We start from the raw sequence: 20,836 nt of genomic DNA on the forward strand, positions 1-20,836 counted from the left end.
CCTATCCGGCATCGGCGGGCTCCCCGTCCGGGGAGTCCCCGCCCAGCAGCAGCGCCTCCAGGCCGGCGCGTCCGGGCAGCCGCGCGGGGCGCACGACCTCCCCGGTCCGTACGTAGACGAAGGCGGCGGCGACCTCCTCCGGCGCGAGCCCGTGCTGCTCGGCCCAGGCCAGCCGGTAGATCGCGAGCTGGAGCGGGTCGGCGGTGCGCAGGTGGCTGGTCTTCCAGTCGACGATCTCGTACGCGCCGGATTCCGGGTCCCGGTACACGGCGTCGATCCGGCCCCGGACCACCCGCCCCGCGAGGGTGAGGTGGACGGGTATCTCCACCCGGTACGGGGTGCGGTGGGCGTACGGGGTGCGGCCGAACGCCTCCTTGAGCGCCTCCAGGTCCCGCTCGTCCACGATCTCCGGCTCGCCGGCGAACTCCTCGCCGCCGGGCAGCTCCTCCGGGCCGAGGAGCGGCAGCGGCAGCTCCTCGAACCGCGACTCCACCCAGGCGTGGAAGCGGGTGCCGCGGCGCGCGGCGGGCTGCGGCGGCTTCGGCATGGGCCGGGCCAGCTCCTTCGCGAAGCCGTCGGGGTCGGCGGCGAGGCGGAGGACCTGGGAGGCGGAGAGGTAGGCGGGGAGGAGGACCTCCTTGGTGGTGGCGCGGGTGCGGTGGAGCTCCGCGGTGAGGGCGGTCAGGTCCCGGTCCCAGGAGGCGATGGTGCGGGCGTCCTCCAGGGACAGCGGCGGCGTGTCCTCCGGGGACGGCAGCGGCTCGTGCTCCGGGGACCGCGGCGGCTCGGGGCGGTGCCGCTGGGCGGGGAGGTCCGGGTGCGCGGGGGCCGGGGGCCCGTCCCGGCCCGGCTCCCCGTCCCCGTACGGCTCCGGCTCCTCGTCCCACTCCGGCTCCGGCTCCGGCTCCTCCGGGAGCCAGAAATCCTCCGGGTGCGGGTCCTCGGCGGCGGGCGGGCGGACGGGGGCGGGGCCGTGCGCCCACAGGCGGGAGACGACCTGCTCCGCCGCCTCCCGGCGCCGCCGCAGGCTGTCCGCGTCCAGCGGCAGGGGCCAGGCCCGGTCCTGGAGCTCCTGGGCCAGCAGAGGGTTCTCCGCGCCCTCCTCCGGGGCGTCGGCCCACGCCTCGATCTCGCCGTGGCCCGCCGCGCAGTGGGCGTGGAGGGCGTCGAGGAAGTCCGAGGGGCCCCGGGGCTTCTTCTGCGCCGGGCCCCACCAGTGGGCGGAGCCCAGGAGGAGGGAGCGGGGGCGGGTGAAGGTCACGTAGCCGAGGCGGAGCTCCTCGGTGTGCTGGTGGTCGCGCAGGGCGTTCTTGAAGGCGGCCAGGGCCTTGGCGTCCCAGCCGTCGACGGCGGGCAGCGTGGCCGCGTCGCCGCGCAGCGCGTACGGCAGGACCTGGGGCTGCGCGGTCCAGGACTCGCGCGCGCGGGCGGACGGGAACTGTCCCGCGACCAGGCCCGGCACGGCGACGACGTCCCACTCCAGGCCCTTGGACTTGTGCGCGGTCATCACCTTGACGGTGTTCTCGCCGCCGGGCAGCGCGTGGTCCAGGCCCTTCTCGTACTGCGCGGCGGTGCGCAGGAAGCCGAGGAAGGCGAGCAGGGTGGCCTCGCCGTCGAGGGAGGCGAAGCCGGCCGCTATGTCGAGGAAGCCGGACAGGGTCTCGCGGCGCCGGGCGGCCAGGGCGTGCGGGGAGGCGGAGAGCTCGACCTCCAGGCCGGTGGCGTGCAGCACCCGGTGCAGCACGTCCATGAGGGGGTCGGCCAGCGAGGTGCGCAGGGCGCGCAGCTCGGTGGCGAGGCGGGCGAAGCGGACCCGGGCCTCGGCGGAGAAGGGCAGGCCGTCGTCCTGGCCGCCGGAGTCCAGGAAGGTGTCGAGGGCGTCGGCGAGGGAGATCACCTCGGCCGGGTCGACACCCTCGACGGCGGCGGCGAGCCGCTGGTCCGGGTCGTCGGAGCCGTCGCCGGGGCGGTGCACGAGGAACCGGGCGCGGCGGCCGAGGAGGGCCAGGTCGCGGGGGCCGATGCGCCAGCGGGGGCCGGTGAGGAGGCGGACCAGGGAGGCGTTGGCCCCGGGGTCCTGGAGGACCTCGCAGACGGCGACGAGGTCGGCGATCTCGGGGAGGTGGAGCAGCCCGGAGAGGCCGACGACCTCGACGGGGACGTCCCGGGCGACGAGGGCGGCCTGGATCGCGGGGAAGTCGGTGGCGGTGCGGCACAGGACGGCGATCTCGCCGGGGGCGGTGCCGGTGCGGACGAGGTGGGCGAGGGAGTCGGCGAGCCAGTCCATCTCCTCCGCGTGGGTGGGCAGCAGGGCGATCCGGACGCTGCCGTCCCGCTCGGCGCCGGGGGCGGGGCGCAGCGCCTCGACACCCTCGTGGAGGGCGCGCAGGGGGGCCGCGAGCCCGTTGGCGAGGTCGAGGAGGCGTCCGCCGCTGCGCCGGTTCTCGGAGAGGGCGAAGCGGGTGGCGGGGCTGCCGTCGCGGTGGGGGAAGTGCTCGGGGAAGTCGTCGAGGTTGGCGACGGAGGCGCCGCGCCAGCCGTAGATGGCCTGGCAGGGGTCGCCGACGGCGGTCACCGCGTGGCCGGTGCCCTGGCCGAAGAGGCCGGAGAGCAGGAGCCGCTGGGCGACGGAGGTGTCCTGGTACTCGTCGAGGAGGACGACCCGGTACTCGTCCCGGAGGATGGCGCCGGCCTCGGGGCGGGTGGTGGCGAGCTCGGCGGAGCGGGCGATCTGGTCGCCGAAGTCGAGGAGGTCCCGGGAGCGCTTGGCCGCGCGGTAGCGCACGACGAGGTCGAGGAGCTCGCGGCGGGCGGCGGCGGCCTCGGGGACCTTGCGCAGGTCGGCGTTGGTGAGCCGGGCGCGGGTGAGGGTGTCGAGCAGCCCCGTGTCGTGGGCGGCGAGGTCCTGCGGCGCGACGAGGTGTTCGGAGAGCTCGGCGTCGAGCGCGAGGAGGTCGCCGATCAGGGTCGGGAAGGACTTGGTGAGCGCGGGGTACGGGCCGGGGGCCTCGCGCAGCACGCGGGCGGCGAGCTGGTAGCGGGTGGCGTCGGCGAGCAGCCGGGAGGTGGGCTCCAGGCCGATGCGCAGGCCGTGGTCGGTGAGGAGCTGCCCGGCGAAGGCGTGGTACGTGGAGATGCGGGGCTCGCCCGGGGGGTCATCGGGGTCGATGACGTCGGGGTCGGTGACCCCGGCCCGGACGAGCGCGGTGCGGACGCGCTCGGCGAGCTCGCCCGCGGCCTTGTTGGTGAACGTGAGCCCGAGGACCTGCTCGGGGGCGACCTGGCCGGTGCCGACGAGCCAGACGACGCGGGCGGCCATGACCGTCGTCTTGCCGGAGCCGGCTCCGGCCACGATGACCTGCGGGGCGGGCGGCGCGATGATGCAGGCCGTCTGCTCCGGGGTGAACGGGATGCCGAGGAGCTCCTTGAGCTGCTCGGGGTCGGTGATGCGTGCGGTCACTCCAAAGAGGCTAACGGGCACCTCGGACATCCCGGTCCCGGCGAGAGCTCCGTCACGCCGGGGCGGTGCCGCCGCCCTGGTCCAGCTTGGAGAGGTCGACGGTCTCGTCGGCGGGCGGGATCACGACCTTGACCGGCTTGTCGTACGCGGAGAGCACGATGGCGCCGGCCTCCTGGCCGCCGGTCTTGACCGTCTTGAGGATGTACGGCTTGCCGCGCGCGGAGACGGAGACGGTGGTGGTCTCGCCGCCCGCCTTGCGCTTGACGAGGGTGGCGACGGGGGTCCCGTTGACGGTGGCGTCGGGGCCGCGGCTGAGTCCGGTGCGTTCGGCCTTGTCGTTGCCGAGGTCGGCGAGGAGCGACTTCAGGTCGCAGACCCCGCTCAGGTCGCCGCTGCCGGCCTGGCCGGGGGTGATCTTGAGCCAGCGGCCCTTGAGCAGTTCGATGGTGGCGGAGATCTCGGGTTCGGACATGCCCTGGGAGGTCATGGAGGCCCGCCAGAAACGCTCGTCGCCCTTCATGTACGTGATGCCCGCGGACCGGCGGAGTTCGGCGGCGCCGCCCTGGATCCTGACCACGCCGGTGCAGTTGTCGTGGTCGTCCACGGAGAAGTCGACGTCCAGCGGCTGGCCGCCGGAGCTGACCCGGCCGGTCATCCGCAGCGAGGTCGCGGACTGGGTGGCGGCGACGGCCCGGTCGGCGATCTGGTCGGCGCTGAGCCCCCGGAAGGGGTCGGCGGAGGGGGTGGGGGCCGGGGCGGCGGGGGCCGGTGGCGGTGGCTGGGCGGCGGCGAGGGCGGCGGGTCCGCCGCCCGCGATCACGGCGGCGCAGACCGCGCACACGGTGGCGGCGGCGCGGAGCTTGGTGGTGCGGTGGGACGCCATGCGAGCCTCCTCGCGGGTTCACCCCGGTCTTCCAGCCTGCCGGAGCGGCCCGGTCCGCGCGACTTCGCGCGGGAGGGGGCGCCGGGACTCCCGGGCCCCCGCGCGGGGCTCGGCGACACCCGCGCGGGGCACGGCGACGTCCGCGCGGGGGCACGGCGACGCCCGCGCGGGGGCACCGCGACGTCCGCGCGGGGGCACGGCGACGTCCGCGCGGGGGCACGGGTTCGCCCGCGCGGGGGCACGGGTTCGCCCGCGCGGGGGCTACTCCACGATGTGGCGGCCTTCGGGGCGGGCGCTGCAGGAGGCGCGGAAGGAGCAGTTCGCGCAGTGCTGGCCGGTGGTGGGGGCGAAGCGCTCCTCCAGGACGCGGCCGGCCGCGGAGGCGAGCAGTTCGCCGACCCACTCGCCTTCGAGGGGCTGCTGGGCCTGCACCTTCGGGAGGGCGTCGCCGCCCTCCTTCTTGGGCGCGGCCTGGCGGAGCTGGACGAGTTCGGCGCCGCCGGGCTCGGGCGTCCGGCCGCCGAAGACCTCGTCGACGGCGCCCTCGCGGACGGCGAGCTGGTAGACGGCGAGCTGGGGGTGGTGGGCGACCTCGTCCTTGGTGGGCGCGGACTTGCCGGTCTTGAAGTCGACGACGTAGGCGCGGCCCTGCTCGTCGGCCTCGACGCGGTCCATGGAGCCTCGGATGCGGACCTGGTACGCGCCGGCGGCGAGGGTGACGTCGAAGCCGTGCTCGGTGGCGGCGGGGGTGCGGCCGGCCCGGTCCATGACGTGCCAGCGCAGGAAGCGCTCCAGGGCCACGCGCGCGTTCTCCTTCTCCTGCGCGGACTTCCAGGGCGCGTCGAAGGCGAGGGCCTCCCAGACGGAGTCCAGGCGGGCCATCAGCACGTCGAGGTCGGCCGGGGTGCGGCCGGAGGCGACCTCGTCGGCGAGGACGTGGACGACGTTGCCGAAGCCCTGGGCGGCGGTGGCGGGGGCGTCGGCCTTGACCTCGCGGCCCAGGAACCACTGGAGGGCGCAGGTGTTGGCGAGCTGGTCCAGGGCGGAGCCGGAGAGCGCCACCGGCTGCTCCCGGTCGCGCAGCGGGACGCCGCTGCGGGTCGGCTCGGCCAGGCCCCACCAGCGGTCCGGGTGGGCGGCGGGGACGAGCGGGGTGCCCTCCTCGTCGCTGAGGGCGGCGAGCCGGGCGAGCCGGTCGGCGGCGGCGGCGCGCAGCTCCGGGGTGGCGTCGGGGTCGACGGTGGTGGCGCGGAGCTCGGCGACGAGCGCGGCGACGGCGAGCGGGCGGCGGGGGCGGCCGGAGACGTCCTTGGCCTCGGTGCCGAGCTCGGAGAGGAAGCGGGAGGGCTGGTCGCCGTCCTCGGCGGGGGCCTTGACCGCCGTGACGACGAGCCGTTCGCGGGCGCGGGTGACGGCGACGTAGAAGAGGCGGCGCTCCTCGGCGAGGAGGGCGCCGGGGGTCAGCGGCTCGGCGAGGCCGTCGCGGCCGATGCGGTCGGCCTCCAGGAGGGAGCCGCGCCGCCGCAGGTCGGGCCAGAGGCCCTCCTGTACGCCCGCGACGACGACCAGGCGCCACTCCAGGCCCTTGGCGCGGTGCGCGGTCATCAGGCGGACGGCGTCGGGGCGGGTGTGGCGGCGGGTGAGGGTGTCGGCGGCGATGTCCTGGGCGTCGAGCTCCTCCAGGAAGTTGAGCGCGCCGCGCCCGCCGACCCGGTCCTCCGCGCGGGCGGCGGTCTCGAAGAGGGCGCAGACGGCGTCCAGGTCCCGGTCGGCGTTGCGGCCGGCCGGGCCGCCGCGCAGGGAGGACCGTTCGAGCCGGGTGGGCCAGCTGGTGCCGTTCCAGAACAGCCACAGGGCGTCCTCGGCGGTGCCGCCCGCCGCGAGCCGGGCGCGCGCGGTGCGCAGCAGCTCGCCGAGGCGCCTGGCGCCCCCGGCGTACGAGCGGTCGTGCGCGACCAGCCGCTCGGGCTCGGCGAGCGCCCGCGCGAGCAGCACGTCGGAGGGCGCGGGCACGGCGTTGCCCCCGGCCCGCTCCTCGTCCCGCAGCGCCCGCCCGAGGCGGCGCAGATCGGCCGGGTCCATCCCGGCGAGCGGCGAGGCGAGCAGCGAGACGGCGGTCTCGACGTCGAGCCAGGAGGGGGCGGCGGGGTGGACGGCGTCGGCGTCGGCGACGGCGTCGCGGCCCGCGTCGGCATCGGGGCCCGCGTCGGCCTCGGCGTCGGCAGCCGCGTCGGCCTCCCCGTCCCCGTCGGTATCGTCCCCGTCGCCATCGTCCCCGTCGGCCGCGCCGACGCCGGACACGGCCTCGTCGGCCCCGTCGGCACCCACGCCGTCGGCGCGCCCGGCCCCCTCCCCCGTCTCCCCCGTCTCCCCCGACGCCGCCGCGCGCAGCGCCAGCAGCAGCGGGGCCACCGCCGGTTCGTGGCGCAGGGGGGTGTCGGCGGTGTCCGTCTCCACCGGGACGCCCGCCGACGTCAGGGCGCGGCGGAGGGAGGGGAGGTGGGCGGCGGCCCGGGTGAGGACGCCCATCTCGTGCCAGGGGACGCCGTCCTCCAGGTGCGCGCGGCGCAGCAGGTCGGCGATGTTGTCGGTCTCGGTGGAGGCGGTCGGGTACGTGTAGACCTCCACCCGGCCCCCGTCCCGTACCGGTGTCAGGGCGCGGTGGGCGCGCGCCTTGTCGGCGGGGAGCCGGGGCAGCGGCATCCGCTGGGTGAGCAGGCGGGTGGCGGCGAGCAGTCCGGCGCCGGAGCGGCGGGAGGTGCCGAGGACGCGGACCGTGCCGCCGAAGGCCGCCGGGAAGTCGAGGATGCCGTTGACGTCGGCGCCGCGGAAGGCGTAGATCGACTGGTCGGGGTCGCCGAAGGCGAGCACCGTGCGCCCGGCGCCGCCCGCGAGCGCCCGCAGCAGCCGGACCTGGGCCGGGTCGGTGTCCTGGTACTCGTCGACGAAGACCGCGTCGTACCCGGGGAGCGTGCCGGGGGCGGCGGACTCGGCGAGGAGCACCGCGCGGTGGACCAGCTCCGTGTAGTCGAGGACGCCCTGGAGGTCGAGGACGTCGAGGTACTCGGCGAGGAAGCCGGCGGCGGCCCGCCAGTCGGGGCGCCCGACGCGGCGGGCGAACTCCGCCAGGGCCTGGGGGCCGAGCCCCAGCTCGCGGGAGCGGGCGAGGACGGCGCGGACCTCGTCGGCGAAGCCGCGGGTGGTGAGGCAGGCGCGCAGTTCACCGGGCCAGCGGACCCCGCCGAGGCCCGCCTTCTCCAGGTCGATCTGGCCGGCGAGCAGCTCGCGGACGGCGAGGTCCTGCTCGGGCCCGGAGAGCAGCCGCAGCGGTTCGGCGAAGAGCTCGGCGTCCTGGTGGGCGCGGATCAGGGCGTAGCAGTACGAGTGGAAGGTGGTGGCCTGCGGGGGCCGGCGGCCACCGAGCCGGGCGGCCATCCGGTCGCGGAGCTCGACGGCCGCCTTGCGGCTGAAGGTGAGGACGAGGAGCCGCTCGGGGTCGGCGCCCGCCTCCATGCGGGCCGCGACGGCCTCCACCAGCGTCGTCGTCTTGCCGGTGCCGGGTCCGGCGAGGACCAGGAGGGGTCCGCCGTCGTGGTCAACCACCGCGCGCTGCGCTGCGTCCAGCTCAGGGGGCCGCACCGGCGTCGGCAGGGTGCGCACCAGGCGGTACGCGCCGGGGCCCCGCACGGCCGTGAGGGTGGAGGAGGAAGTCACGTGGGTCGCCGGTCCTGCTGGTGGATGGTGGGCGGGGAGCTCGGGGCGCCCGGCGGGGTGCTCGGGTGACGGGCGCGAGCTTCGACGGTACGCGATCCCCGCGGCGACCCGGGGCTCCGTGGCCCGCCCCCGGCTCAGCCGGGCGGGGCCGCGCCGTCCCAGCGCGCCCGGCGCATGTCCAGCCGGATCGGGCCGCCGCCGGGGGGTTGCCGCAGCGGGGTGCCCTCGGCCCGGTAGTGACCAAGGGCACGTCGCTCGTGGCCGGGCAGCGGGGTGCCGTCCGCGCGGACGACGCGCCACCAGGGCACCGGTCCGCCGTGGAGCGCCATGACCCGGCCGACCTGGCGCGGGCCGCCCTCTCCCACGTACTCGGCGACGTCTCCGTAGGTCATCACCCGGCCGGGCGGGATCTCCTCGACGGCCTGAAGGACCCGTTCCGCGTAGTCGGGCAGCTCGGGCAGCTCCTCGTTCTCCATTCGGGTCATCCTGCCGCACCGCACCGACAACCCCCTGATGCCTCCGCGGGGCCCCGCTTCGTGCCACCATCGTGCGGGCGGTGACTGGTGATACGAGAACAAGAACAAGCGACGGCAGGGACGGCGGGGGCCTCGGCGCCCCCGAGAGACGACACGGCGGCACGGTCCGCCACGACACGGCACGCAGAGACGGACATGGTGATGGGGCACGACATCCAGCCTCCGGGGGACTCCCCCGGCCAGGCGCCGTCCAAGCTGCCCGAGCGCGTCTCCGGCGACGAACCGCTGCTCGCCGCGCGGGTCCACCGCCCCTCGGACCTGATGCGCCTGCTCGTGGGCATCCTGGCCATCGCCGTCGTCCTCGCCATCGCCGCCTTCGCCCACGGCACCACCTCCGGCCTGGAGCAGGACATCAACAAGGGCGCCGGCGGCGCCCCCGACGTCTTCGTCAAGATCGCGGGCCTGGTCTCCTCGATCGCGGTGCTGCTCGTGCCGGTCGCCTTCGCGATCGAACGGCTGATCAAACGGGACGGGCTGCGGATCGCCGACGGCGTCCTCGCGGCGGTCCTGGCGCACGGCGTCACCCTCGCCACCGACCTGTGGGTGGCCAACGGGGCGCCCGGCACCATCCAGGACGCGCTGACCCAGCCGCAGTCCGGCGGCGGGCTCACCGACCCCGTGCACAACTACCTCGCGCCGGTCATCGCGTACATGACCGCCGTCGGCATGGCCCGCAGGCCGCGCTGGCGGGTGGTGCTGTGGATGGTGCTGCTGCTCGACGCCTTCACCATGCTGGTCGCCGGCTACACCACCGCCCTCTCGATCATCCTGACCGTGCTGATCGGCTGGACCGTGGCATACGGGACGCTGTACGCGGTCGGCTCCCCCAACGTCCGGCCGACCGGCCAGACGCTCCTCGCGGGCCTGCGCCGGGTCGGCTTCCGGCCGGTGACCGCGCTGCGCGCCGAGGGCGTGCCGGAGGCCGCGGACAGCGGCGACCGGGGCCGCCGCTACATCGTGACCCTGGAGGACGGGCCGCCGCTCGACGTCACCGTCGTCGACCGCGAGCAACAGGCGCACGGCTTCTTCTACCGGGCCTGGCGGCGCATCACCCTGCGCACCATCACCACCCGCCGCTCGATCGTCTCGCTGCGCCAGGCCCTGGAGCAGGAGGCGCTGCTCGCGTACGCGGCCATCGCCGCCGGGGCCAACGCGCCGAAGCTGATCGCCACCTCCGAGCTCGGCCCGGACGCGGTGATGCTGGTCTACGAGCACCTCGGCGGCCGGACCCTCGACTCGCTGGACGACGAGGAGATCACCGACGAGCTGGTGCGCAGCGCCTGGCGCCAGGTGAGGGCGCTCCAGTCGCGGCGGATCGCGCACCGCAGGCTCGCCGGGGACGCGATTCTGGTGGATCGTTCCGGCAAGGTGATCCTGACGGACCTGCGGGGCGGTGAGATCGCCGCCGGGGACCTGGTCCTGCGGATGGACATCGCCCAGCTGCTCACCACCCTCGGGCTGCGGGTGGGCGCCGAGCGGGCGGTCGCCGCGGCCGTCGAGGTGCTCGGCCCCGACACCATCGCCGACTGCCTGCCGCTGCTCCAGCCGATCGCGCTCAGCCGCTCGACCCGCGCGGAGCTGCGGCGGCGGGCCCGGGAGCGTTCCGCGCGGGAGCGCGAAGCGGTGCTCGCCGCCTCCGAGGCGGCCCGGCAGGCCCGCGCGGAGGCGCGCGCCCAGGCCAACCTGGAGCCCGACCGCAAGGTCGCCCGCGCGGAGAAGCAGGCCGACAAGAAGGCCGAGAAGCGGGCGCTGGACGAGGCCCTGGACGAGGCCCGCGAGGAGGACCTGCTCGCGCAGATCCGGCACCAGGTGCTGCGGATCCGGCCGCAGGCGCCGGTGGTGCCGGTCCGCCTGGAGCGGATCAAGCCGCGCACCCTGGTCAGCCTGATCGCGGGCGCCGTCGCCGCGTACTTCCTGCTCTCGCAGATCGCCCGCACCCCGCTGTCCACGGTCAGCGAGGCGGACTGGCGGTGGGTCGCGGCGGCCGTGCTCTTCTCCGGGCTCAGCTATGTGGCGGCGGCGATGAGCCTGCTCGGCTTCGTGCCGGAGCGGGTCGGCTTCTGGCGGACGGTGGTGGCGCAGGTCGCCGGCTCCTTCGTGAAGATCGTCGCCCCGGCGGCGGTCGGCGGCGTGGCCCTGAACACCCGCTTCCTCCAGCGCGCGGGCGTGCGCCCGGGGCTCGCGGTCGCCAGCGTCGGCGCCTCGCAGCTCTTCGGGCTCGGGGCGCACATCCTGCTGCTGCTGTCCTTCGGCTATCTGACCGGTACGGAGAAGTCGCAGTCCTTCACGCCGTCCAGGACCGTCATCGCGGGCCTGCTGACGGTCGCCGTGCTGGTCCTGGTCGTCACGGCGATCCCGTTCATGCGCAAGTTCGTGTCGACGCGGCTGCGCTCGCTGTTCGCGGGTGTGGTGCCGCGCATGCTGGACGTGCTCCAGCGGCCGATGAAGCTGGTCACCGGAATCGGCGGGATGCTGCTGCTGACCGGCGCGTTCGTGTTCTGCCTGGACGCCTCGATCCGCGCCTTCGGGCACGGCGACGTGACGGTCAGCTACGCCAGCGTCGCCGTCGTCTTCCTCGCGGGCAACGCGCTCGGCTCGGCGGCGCCGACCCCCGGCGGCGTCGGCGCGGTCGAGGGCGCGCTGACCTTCGGCCTGGTCGCGGTCGGCCTCCCGATCGAGGTCGCCACCCCCGCGGTGCTGCTCTACCGCCTGCTGACGCTGTGGCTGCCGGTGCTGCCCGGCTGGATCTGCTTCAACTGGCTGAGCAAGCGCGGGGCGCTGTAGGGGACCCGCCGGGACCCGCCCCCGCCACCCGCATGGACCACCTCCCGCGCGGGCCGACCGAGGGCGGATCACGATGGGGTCATGCCGATCTCCGCAGCTCAGCGCGTCGCCCTGCTCACCGCGTCCACCGTGCTCCTCGCCGCCGGATGCTCGGACGGAAACGGCTCCCCGGGGGCCGTCGCGCCCGCGAGCGGCGGGCCCACGGGGCTCGACCGGCTCGCCGCGCAGAAGCCGGAGTGGTCCCCGTGCCTGCCGCCGTCCCCGGCGGAGGGCGGCGGGCCCGCCCCCTCGCCGCTGCCCGACGGCGCGGCCTGGGAGTGCTCCTTCATGACCGCGCCGCTCGACTACGCCAAGCCCGACGGCGACACCGTCGACCTGGCCCTGATCCGGGCCAAGGCCCGCGACCGGAAGCAGCGGATCGGCTCGCTGGTCTTCAACTTCGGCGGGCCCGGCGGCTCCGGCATCACCGGACTGCCCGGCTTCGCCTCCGACTTCGAGTCCCTGCGCTCCCGCTACGACCTGGTCTCCTTCGACCCGCGCGGGGTCGGCCGCAGCGAACCCGTCGAGTGCGCCACCGACAAGGAGCTCGACGCGTACTACGCCCTCGACTTCACGCCCGACGACGCCGAGGAGGAACGCGTCCTCGACGAGGCGCAGAAGAAGTACGCGGCCGGCTGCGAGAAGGACTCGGGCCCCGAGCTCCCGCACGTCGGCACCGAGAACGCCGCCCGGGACATGGACCTGATGCGGCGGGTCCTCGGCGACGACAAGCTGCACTACTTCGGCATCTCGTACGGGACGGAGCTCGGCGGCGTCTACGCACACCTCTTCCCGAAGAACGTCGGGCGCGCCGTCTTCGACGCCGTCGTCGACCCCGCCGCCGGGGTCCTGGAGGGCGCGCTCGGCCAGACCGAGGGCTTCCAGCTCGCGCTCGACAACTTCGCCAAGGACTGCGTCGACCGCGGCGACGCCTGCGCGCTGCCCGGCAACAGCGTCGCCGGGATCGAGGGCTTCATCACCGACCTGCTCGGCCGGCTCGACAAGAAGCCGATCCCCGGCATCGGCGACCGGATGCTCACCCAGACCCAGGCCACCAACGGCATCGCCCAGTCGCTGTACTCCAAGGACTTCTGGCCCTACCTGGAGCAGGGGCTCGACGAGGCCGACGGCGGCAACGGCGCCCTGCTGCTCGCCCTGTCCGACTCCATGAACGGGCGCAACCAGACCGGCAGCTACAGCAACATCCAGGCCGCCAACGCCGCCATCAACTGCGTCGACTTCAAGCAGCGCTACACCCTCGGCCAGGCCAAGGAGCGCGTCCCCGAGTTCCGCAAGTCCTCCGCCGTCTTCGGCGACTACATGGCCTGGGCCCTGTCCAGCTGCGCCCAGTGGCCGGTGCCGGGCTCCTGGGACCACCCGGACGTCTCCGCCCCCGGCTCCGCCCCGATCCTGGTCATCGGCAACACCGGCGACCCGGCCACCCCCTACGAGGGCGCCCGCTCGATGGTGGACGCCCTCGGCCCCGGTGTCGGCGTCGAGCTGACGTACAAGGGACAGGGCCACGGCGCCTACGGCAGCGGCAACGCCTGCGTGAAGCGCGCCACCGACGCGTACCTCCTGGAAGGCAAGGTCCCCGCCGCCGGGACCGTCTGCTCCTGACCCCCGGCCCGCCGCCTACGATGGCGGTCCGGTACGGATCACGGGGGGTCGCTCATGTCGGGTACGGGCGCGCGCACGAAGAGGGGACTCGGGGGTGTGGCGGTCGCGCTGCTGGGGGTGCTCGCCGCCGGGTGCACGAGCCCCGGCGGCGCGCCGGACCCCACGACACAGCCCCCGCCCGCGAAGAGCTCCGCCGCCGCTCCCCCGGGCTCCGGCGACGCCAAGGTCAGCGCGGGCCTGCCCGCCTCGCTCACCGGGCAGCGCCCCGCGTGGAAGCGCTGCGCCGCCCCCGAGGGCGGCGAGGCGCCGGGCTCCGCCTGGCGCTGCGCGGAGGTCCGGGTGCCGCTCGACTACGCGGCGCCGGACGGCGAGACGATCCCGGTCGCGCTGATCCGCAAGGAGGCCACCGACCGGCGGGGGCGCGCCGGTTCGCTGCTCTTCAACTTCGGCGGGCCCGGCGCCTCCGGCGTGGAGATCCTGCCGCGGGCGGCGAGCGAGTACGGCGCCCTCGGCCGCCGCTACGACCTGGTCGGCTTCGACCCGCGCGGGGTCGGCCGCAGCGCCGGGGTGGTCTGCCGGGACGACGCGGAGCAGGACGCCGCCGAGCGCACGGTCGACCACACCCCGGACACGCCCGCCGAGGAGAAGCGGTTCCTCGACGACGCCACCGCCTTCGGCGCCGGCTGCGCCCGCCGCTCCGGCAAGGTCATCCCGCACACCACGACCGCCGACACCGCCCGCGACCTCGACCTGGTCCGCCAGGTCCTCGGCGACGCGCGCCTGAACTACTTCGGGATGTCGTACGGGACGCAGCTCGGCGCCGCCTACGCGCACCTCTTCCCGAAGAACGTCGGGCGGCTCGTCCTCGACGCCGTCGTCGACCCGACCGCCGACAGCGTCGGGCACGCCCGCAACCAGACCATCGGCTTCCAGCGGGCCCTCGACAACTACCTGCGCTCCACCGGGCAGGACCCGAAGGCCGGCACGCGGCGGATCACCCGGCTGCTGGAGCGGCTCGACGGCGCCCCGCTGCCCGTCGGCGACCGGAAGCTGACCGAGTCGCTGGCCCTGACCGGCGTGGTGATGCCGCTCTACTCGCAGGAGAGCTGGCCGCTGCTCACCTCGGCGCTGGCCGCCGCCGAGCGGGGCGACGGCAAGGAACTGCTGCGGCTCGCCGACTGGTACGACGACCGGGACGAGTCCGGCCACTACTCCACCCAGTCGCACTCCCAGCGGGCGATCTCCTGCGCCGACTCGGCCGAGCGGCCGACCCTGGACCAGGCCCGCGCGCTGCTGCCCGAATTCCGCCGCCTCTCCCCGGTGTTCGGCGAGTTCCTGGCCTGGGACACGGCCGGCTGGTGCGCGAACTGGCCGGTGAAGGGGGCGGAGACCCGGCAGGACGCGAGCGCGCCCGGCGCCGCCCCGGTCCTCGTCGTCGGCACCACGGGCGACCCGGCCACCCCGTACGAGGGCGCCGCGCGGATGGCGAAGGCGCTGGGCGCCGGGGTGGGCGTGCTCGTCAGCAACGAGGGCGAGGGGCACGGGGCGTACGGCTCCTCGGCGTGCGTGACGCGGACGGTCGACGCGTACTTCCTGGACGGGAAGGTCCCCGCGTACGGCACCAGGTGCTCCTGACCGGACGGCGGTACGCGGAAGGGCCCGGACCTCGTGCGTACGAGGTCCGGGCCCTTCCGTCGGATCCGGTGCGGTCCTAGTAGACCGGCTTCTCGGGCTCGATCTGGTGGACCCAGCCGATGACGCCGCCGCCGACGTGGACGGCGTCCGCGAAGCCCGCGGCCTTGAGGACGGCGAGGACCTCCGCGCTGCGGACACCCGTCTTGCAGTGCAGGACGATCCGCTTGTCCTGCGGGAGGTCCTGGAGGGCGGTGCCCATCAGGAACTCGTTCTTCGGGATCAGGCGGGCGCCCGGGATCGAGACGATCTCGTACTCGTTCGGCTCGCGGACGTCGATGATGTCGATGTTCTCGCCGTCGTCGATCCACTCCTTGAGCTGCTTGGGAGTGATCGTCGAACCGAGCGCCGCCTCCTGGGCCTCCTCGGACACGACGCCGCAGAACGCCTCGTAGTCGATGAGCTCGGTGACGGTCGGGTTCTCGCCGCAGACCGCGCAGTCGGGGTCCTTGCGGACCTTGACCTGGCGGTACTGCATCTCCAGGGCGTCGTAGATCATCAGGCGGCCGACCAGCGGGTCGCCCACGCCGGCCAGGAGCTTGATGGCCTCGGTGACCTGGATGGAGCCGATGGACGCGCAGAGCACGCCCAGCACGCCGCCCTCGGCGCAGGAGGGGACCATGCCCGGCGGCGGGGGCTCCGGGTAGAGGCAGCGGTAGCAGGGGCCGTGCTCGGACCAGAAGACCGACGCCTGGCCGTCGAAGCGGTAGATCGAGCCCCACACGTACGGCTTGTTGAGCAGCACGGCGGCGTCGTTGACCAGGTACCGGGTCGCGAAGTTGTCCGTGCCGTCGACGATCAGGTCGTACTGGCTGAAGATGTCCATCACGTTCTCGGCTTCGAGCCGCTCTTCGTGGAGGATCACGTTCACGTACGGGTTGATGCCGAGGACCGAGTCCCGCGCGGAAGCCGCCTTGGAGCGGCCGATGTCCGCCTGGCTGTGGATGATCTGGCGCTGCAGGTTCGACTCGTCGACCTCGTCGAACTCCACGATGCCGAGGGTGCCGACGCCGGCCGCGGCCAGGTACATGAGGGCGGGCGAGCCGAGGCCGCCCGCGCCCACACAGAGCACCTTCGCGTTCTTGAGCCGCTTCTGCCCGTCCATCCCGACGTCCGGGATGATCAGGTGGCGGGAGTACCTGCGGACCTCGTCAACGGTGAGCTCGGCAGCCGGCTCGACCAGGGGTGGCAGCGACACGGAGACCTCATCAATACTCTGGTCGGTATTTCACTACGGTGGTGCTGTCGACAACACTGCCACGCCGCTCCTCATTCCGAGACACCCCGTCCGATACGCGAGACGATTTCGTCCCAGTACCCGGGCAGGGTATGGAATTGGTCGGTTTGTCCCGGCCGCCCCAGGCGGTCGGTGAAGAAGACCGTCGCGGCCCCCTGCCAGCGGGCGATCCGCAGGGCCTCCTCCAGATGCGTCCGGGGCACCCCGTGGACCAGGTGCACGAACTTCGCCGCCGGATAGTCCGCCGTCCACTCCGCCACCTGCGACCAGCGGTAGTCCGCCCAGGCCCCGGAGAAGGTGACGAGCTGGTCCGCCGCCTCCGCGTAACCGGGGTACGGGTGGGTGCCGTGGCCCAGCACCAGGTGCGCCCCCCGCCCGCCGCGCTCCCCGTCCAGCAGCGCCTCCAGCGTCGCCGAGAGCCGCCGCACCGCCGGGAGGTCGGCCCGGTCGACGGGCGCCCGGTCCAGGTAGAAGCCGTCCGTGCGGTACCAGTCGAGGAACCGCTGGGCGTCCGAGACCAGTTCCCCGAAGGGCCGGGAGCCGTGCCGCAGGTCGAGGTGGCCGAGCACCCTGACCCCCGCGTTGCGCAGCTTCCCGGCGGCCTCCAGGCAGTGCGGGTCGGGGCGGGCGCCCGGGCCCTCCGCCACGTTGAGGACGGCCCAGTGGAGCGGGGTGCCCGGCCGGGTGAGCTCGGCCCACTCGACCGGGGCGAGCAGCGGGTGGGCGTAGCCGGGGACGCCCACCCCCATCGCCAGCGCCGTCCCGGTGGCGGCTAGATGCGACACGCCGCCTCCATCCAGATGTCCGCCAGCGACTCCTCCAGGTTGATCCGGGGGCGCCAGCCGAGCCGGTCCCGGGCGGTGCGGACGTCGGCCTGCTGCCAGGGCCCGCAGCCGTCGGGGTACGGGAAGGGGGCGGCGGCGAGCTGCTCCGCGATGGTCTCGGTGCGCGGGGCGCCGATGACCGGGCGCGGCGGCGGCCCGTCCAGCTCGTGCAGGGTGCCCGCGAAGCCGGCGACCCGGGCCAGCACGGCGGCGGCGTCGCGGAGCCGGACCGCGCGGCCGGTGCCGATGTTGACGACCCCCTGGGCGGCGGAGAGCGAGGCGGCGTGGACGGCGCGGGCGACGTCGCGGACGTCCACGAAGTCGCGCTGCACGCCCAGTCCGCTGAGCTTGAGCTCGCCGTCGCCGGCCTGCATGGCACGGCGCATGGCCTCGGCGAGCCGGCCGAGCGGGGAGCCCGCCGGGGTGCCGGGGCCGACCGGCGAGAAGACCCGCAGGACGACCGCGTCCAGGCCGGAGCCGAGGACGAGTTCGGTGGCGGCCAGCTTGGACACGCCGTACGGGCCGCCGGGGCGGGGCACGGCGTCCTCGGCGGTGGACGAGCCGGGCTGGCTGGGCCCGTACTCGGAGGCGCAGCCGACCTGGACGAGCCGGGCGCCGCAGCCGCTGCGGCGCAGGGCCTCGCAGACGGTGGCGACGGCGACGGTGTTGTGCCGGGTCAGTTCGCGGGCGCCGCCTCGAGTGGCGCCCGCGCAGTTGACGACGACTCCGGGGTGCACGGCGTCGAGGAACCGGGTGAGGGCTCCGGGACTGCCGGTGGCGAGATCGAACCGTACGTCGGCGTCGTCGCCGCGGCCGAGGGCGGTGAGGTGCACCGCCGGGTCGGCGAGCAGCCGGTCGGCGACGAAGCGGCCGATGAATCCGTTGGCTCCGAGCAGCAGCACCCTCATCGTGCGGCCCCTTCGTGCCGACCGGCCGTGGTGCGGGGTTGGCGCGTCATGTCTGTTGGTTCTCCTTGGGATGGTCCAGGTACGGGGGCGCGCCCGCGGCGTCGGCTCCGCGGGTGCGCCGGGCGGGGCGGTCAGCGGGCGGTGGCGTGCGCCGAGGCCCGGGAGAGGGCGCTGGTGGCGTGGGCCAGGAGGGCGAGGGCCGCGGCGCCGCAGACGACGGCCGGCAGGGCGGCGGGGCCCCAGCCGTCGGCGAGGGCGCGGACGGGGGTTTCGAGGAAGGCGCAGCCCGGCAGCCGGGCGGCGAGGACGAGGGCCGGGGCGAGGGCCAGGACGGCACCGGCGGCGGCGAGGGCGTGGGCGGCGGGCTCGGGCAGGCCGTGCGCGGCGAGCAGGCGGGCGAGCAGCAGCAGGGCGCCGAGGGCGAGCGCGCCGGGGTCGAAGCCGGTGAGGGCGAGGAGCCCGGCGAGCAGGGCCAGCGGCGGGGCGAGGGTGGCGAGGAGCAGCGGCCGGGCGCCGGCGGCGAAGGCGTCCAGGCCGCGGCTGGCGGCGAGGCGGCGACGGGCGCGGACGGCGAAGAGCCGGGCGCACCAGGCGGCGGGCGCGACGGTCAGGGCGAGGGCGAGCGGCGGCCCGGTGTCGAGGAGCCAGCCGCCGTCGGGGCCGTCGGCGGGGCCGCCGGGGGTGACAAGGTGCCAGGTGCCGTCGGGGCCGCCGGAGAGGAGCTGGGCGAGGAGGCCGTCGCCGAGGACCGTGTAGCCGAGCAGCCAGAGGGTCCACAGGGCGGTGGCGGGGGTGGTGCGGGCGGCGGCGCGCAGCGGGCCGCGGCGGACGGCGAGGTGGAGGGCCCCGGCGAGGCCGAGGGCGCCGAGGACGCCGACGGCGGCGCGGGCCGGGCCGCCGGTGAGGGCGAGCCCGGCGGCGGCGAGGGCGGCGACGGCGCCGGGGGCGCAGGCGGCGAGGGCCCAGGCGGCGGTGGAGCCGGGGGCGGGCCGCTCGGGCGCGGGGCGGGCGGGCGGGGTGTCGCCGCGGGGCACCCGGGCGTAGAGCTCCTCGGCGAGCGAGAAGACGTCGCGGTGCCGGTAGCGGGCGGCGGTGCGGTCGGTGACGCCGTGCGCCTCCAGTCCGGCGGCGATCTCCAGGGGGTCGACGGCCCGTTCGCAGAGCGCGCGGTGGCGGTGCATCAGGGCCTTGACCGGGTCGGCGGTGGCGCGCCGGGGGGCGCGGGGGCCGAGCGCGGGGGCGACGGCGGTCGCGGTGGCCCGGGGCGGGGCCTCGGAGCGGGGGTCCCAGGGGCCCGGGCTGGTGGGTGCGGCGGGGCCGCGCATGGGGGTGCCTCCTTCAGGCATCGGTCTCTCCCGTACCGGCCGAGGCGGTGACCGGCTGGTCCGCCCAGCTGCCCGGCACGTACGCCTCGGCGGGGTGCGCGAAGGGGACGGCCCGGGCGGCGGTGCGGCGTACCGGCGCGTGGGAGAGGAGTTCGAGGTAGATGCCGCGGAACGCGGTGAGGTTCTGTTCGACGGTGAACAGCTCCAGGGCGCGGGCGCGGGCGGCGGCGCCGAGGCGGTGGCGGCGGCCGGGGTCGCGGAGCAGGGCGAGGCAGGCGTCGGCGAGCGCCTTGGGGTTGCGCGGCGGGACGACGAGTCCGGTGCCGCCGATGACCTCGACGACCGCGCCGACGTCGGTGGAGACGGTGGCGCGGGCGCAGAACATGGCCTCGACGAGGCTGACGGGGAAGCCTTCGACGACGCTGGAGAGGACGACGACGGCGCTGGAGGCGTACGCCTCCTCCAGGGTGGGGGCCTCGGGGCCGCCGAGCTCCTCGAAGGAGACGGGGTTCTCGCCGACGGCGTGCGCGCCGGTGGCCTCGTCGGGGAAGAGCTGTTCGGCGAGGTTGCGGCAGTGCGCGAGGTACGCGGCGGAGCCGGGCTCGCGGCTCGGCGCGGCGATGATCCGCAGCCTCGCGTCGGGCTGGCGGCGGCGCACGTCGGCGAAGGCGTGCAGCAGGGCGACGAGGTCCTTGGCGGGTTCGGCGCGGCCGATCCAGGTGAGGGTGGCGGGGTCGCCGCTCTCCTCGTCCTCGCCGGTCTCGGCGAAGCGCTCGGCGGGCATCCCGGGGTGGACGGTGCGGAGTTTGGCGCGGTCGGCGCCGCAGCGCTCCTGCCAGCGGCGGGCGTGGGCGTTGCCGGGGGTGAGGAGGGCGGCCTGGTGGTAGACCTCGGCGGCGAGCCGGCCGTGGAAGGCGGCGAGCAGGGCGCGGACCGGGGTGGCGAGCGGGGTGTCGGCGGCGGCGAGGTAGTGGGCGCGGAGCTGGACGCCGTACTCGGTGACGAGCAGCGGGGTGCCGAAGAAGCGTTTGGCCAGCAGGCCGGGGAGGGCCGCGGCGCCCGCCGTGGCGGCGTGGCAGAGGTCGGCTCCGGCGAGCCCCGGGCCCTCCTCGTCGTACCAGTCGAGGGAGAGCGGGCGCAGGGCGCGCTCCAGCCGGCCGAGGAAGGCGAGCTGGTCGGGGACGGTGGCGGCGGCGAGGCCGCGGCGGGCGCCGGGGGCGCGGCTCGCGGCCTCCAGCGCGCGCAGGGCGGGCTCGGAGCGGAGCACGGCGCGCAGCCCGCCGTGGGCGCGGGCGAGTTCGGCGAGCCCGTAGAGCCCGTCGGCGAACCGCTCGGCGGCCTCGCCGCGACCGGGCCCGGCGGCCCGGCCGGCGCCCCCTCCGGCCCCGGCGGCCCCCGCTCCCCCGGCAGGCGCCGCCGCGGCCCGCCCGGCCGCCGGGCCCGCCGCCCCCTCCCCCGCGCCCTCCGCGCAGAGCCCGGCCGCGAGCTCGCGGAACGCGGCCTCGAAGCGGCGGCGCTCGCGGCGGCCGGGGGCGCGCCCGTCGTCCTCGGGGGTGCCGAGCCAGGCGGTGCGAAGCCCGCGGACGTTGGCCGGCAGGGGCGGGAGGGCCGGGCGGGCGGCGCCGTCCGGGCGGGCGGCGGGGCTGAGGGCGTAGACGTCGAACTCGTGCGGGGCGAGGCCGCGGACGAGCCGCTCGCACCAGAGCCCGGACTCACCCGGGGCATGGGGGTAGCCACCCTCCGTGAGCAGTCCGATCCGCATGAGCACACCCCCGTTCTCCCGTCACGCGGGCACCTTTCGGCGCGGTGACCCG

The 20,836-nt window shown here is 76.0% G+C and carries 12 protein-coding genes; 3 read left to right on the forward strand and 9 right to left on the reverse strand.

Going from position 1 to position 20,836, the window contains the following annotated elements; all coding sequences use genetic code 11:
• Position 1 precedes the first annotated feature (1 nt).
• The 4 genes from AB0C99_RS14205 to AB0C99_RS14220 form a co-directional block, all read right to left on the reverse strand.
• A complete protein-coding gene (locus AB0C99_RS14205; RefSeq protein WP_362474348.1) occupies positions 2-3,460 on the reverse strand; it encodes an ATP-dependent DNA helicase in 3,459 nt (1,152 codons plus the stop codon).
• Between the two features lie 52 nt (positions 3,461-3,512).
• Positions 3,513-4,343, reverse strand: a complete 831-nt coding sequence (locus AB0C99_RS14210) for a hypothetical protein (protein WP_362474351.1) — start codon at positions 4,341-4,343, stop codon at positions 3,513-3,515.
• Between the two features lie 261 nt (positions 4,344-4,604).
• Positions 4,605-7,982, reverse strand: a complete 3,378-nt coding sequence (locus AB0C99_RS14215) for an ATP-dependent DNA helicase (RefSeq protein ID WP_362474605.1) — start codon at positions 7,980-7,982, stop codon at positions 4,605-4,607.
• Positions 7,983-8,191: 209 nt separating this feature from the next.
• Positions 8,192-8,533: an MGMT family protein gene (locus tag AB0C99_RS14220; RefSeq protein ID WP_362474608.1), complete on the reverse strand. Its 342-nt coding sequence runs from the start codon at positions 8,531-8,533 to the stop codon at positions 8,192-8,194.
• A 201-nt stretch (positions 8,534-8,734) separates the two neighbouring features.
• Between AB0C99_RS14220 and AB0C99_RS14225 the strand changes: the two genes are divergently transcribed.
• From AB0C99_RS14225 to AB0C99_RS14235, 3 genes are all read left to right on the forward strand, one after another.
• Entirely contained in the window at positions 8,735-11,377 is a 2,643-nt protein-coding gene (locus AB0C99_RS14225; RefSeq protein ID WP_362474354.1) for a lysylphosphatidylglycerol synthase transmembrane domain-containing protein, read from the forward strand.
• An 81-nt stretch (positions 11,378-11,458) separates the two neighbouring features.
• Positions 11,459-13,036, forward strand: a complete 1,578-nt coding sequence (locus AB0C99_RS14230) for an alpha/beta hydrolase (RefSeq protein ID WP_362474357.1) — start codon at positions 11,459-11,461, stop codon at positions 13,034-13,036.
• A 96-nt stretch (positions 13,037-13,132) separates the two neighbouring features.
• Positions 13,133-14,671, forward strand: a complete 1,539-nt coding sequence (locus tag AB0C99_RS14235) for an alpha/beta hydrolase (protein ID WP_362474360.1) — start codon at positions 13,133-13,135, stop codon at positions 14,669-14,671.
• Positions 14,672-14,747: 76 nt separating this feature from the next.
• On the opposite strand, the gene moeZ is transcribed toward AB0C99_RS14235, so the two are convergent.
• The 5 genes from moeZ to AB0C99_RS14260 form a co-directional block, all read right to left on the reverse strand.
• Positions 14,748-15,926: an adenylyltransferase/sulfurtransferase MoeZ gene (gene moeZ / locus AB0C99_RS14240; protein WP_362474363.1), complete on the reverse strand. Its 1,179-nt coding sequence runs from the start codon at positions 15,924-15,926 to the stop codon at positions 14,748-14,750.
• A gap of 71 nt (positions 15,927-15,997) precedes the next feature.
• Positions 15,998-16,714: a spherulation-specific family 4 protein gene (locus tag AB0C99_RS14245; RefSeq protein WP_362474611.1), complete on the reverse strand. Its 717-nt coding sequence runs from the start codon at positions 16,712-16,714 to the stop codon at positions 15,998-16,000.
• 23 nt (positions 16,715-16,737) lie between these two features.
• The gene (locus tag AB0C99_RS14250) at positions 16,738-17,697 is read right to left on the reverse strand and encodes an NAD-dependent epimerase/dehydratase family protein (RefSeq protein WP_046910969.1); all 960 of its coding nucleotides are present in this window, start codon (positions 17,695-17,697) and stop codon (positions 16,738-16,740) included.
• Positions 17,698-17,828: 131 nt separating this feature from the next.
• On the reverse strand, positions 17,829-19,022 hold the full coding sequence (locus AB0C99_RS14255) for a hypothetical protein (protein ID WP_362474366.1): 1,194 nt from the start codon (positions 19,020-19,022) through the stop codon (positions 17,829-17,831).
• 13 nt (positions 19,023-19,035) lie between these two features.
• Positions 19,036-20,784: a DUF3492 domain-containing protein gene (locus tag AB0C99_RS14260; RefSeq protein WP_362474369.1), complete on the reverse strand. Its 1,749-nt coding sequence runs from the start codon at positions 20,782-20,784 to the stop codon at positions 19,036-19,038.
• Between the last annotated feature and the right edge of the window lie 52 nt (positions 20,785-20,836).

Source organism: Streptomyces sp. NPDC048659, assembly GCF_040650575.1.
GTDB lineage: Bacteria > Actinomycetota > Actinomycetes > Streptomycetales > Streptomycetaceae > Streptomyces.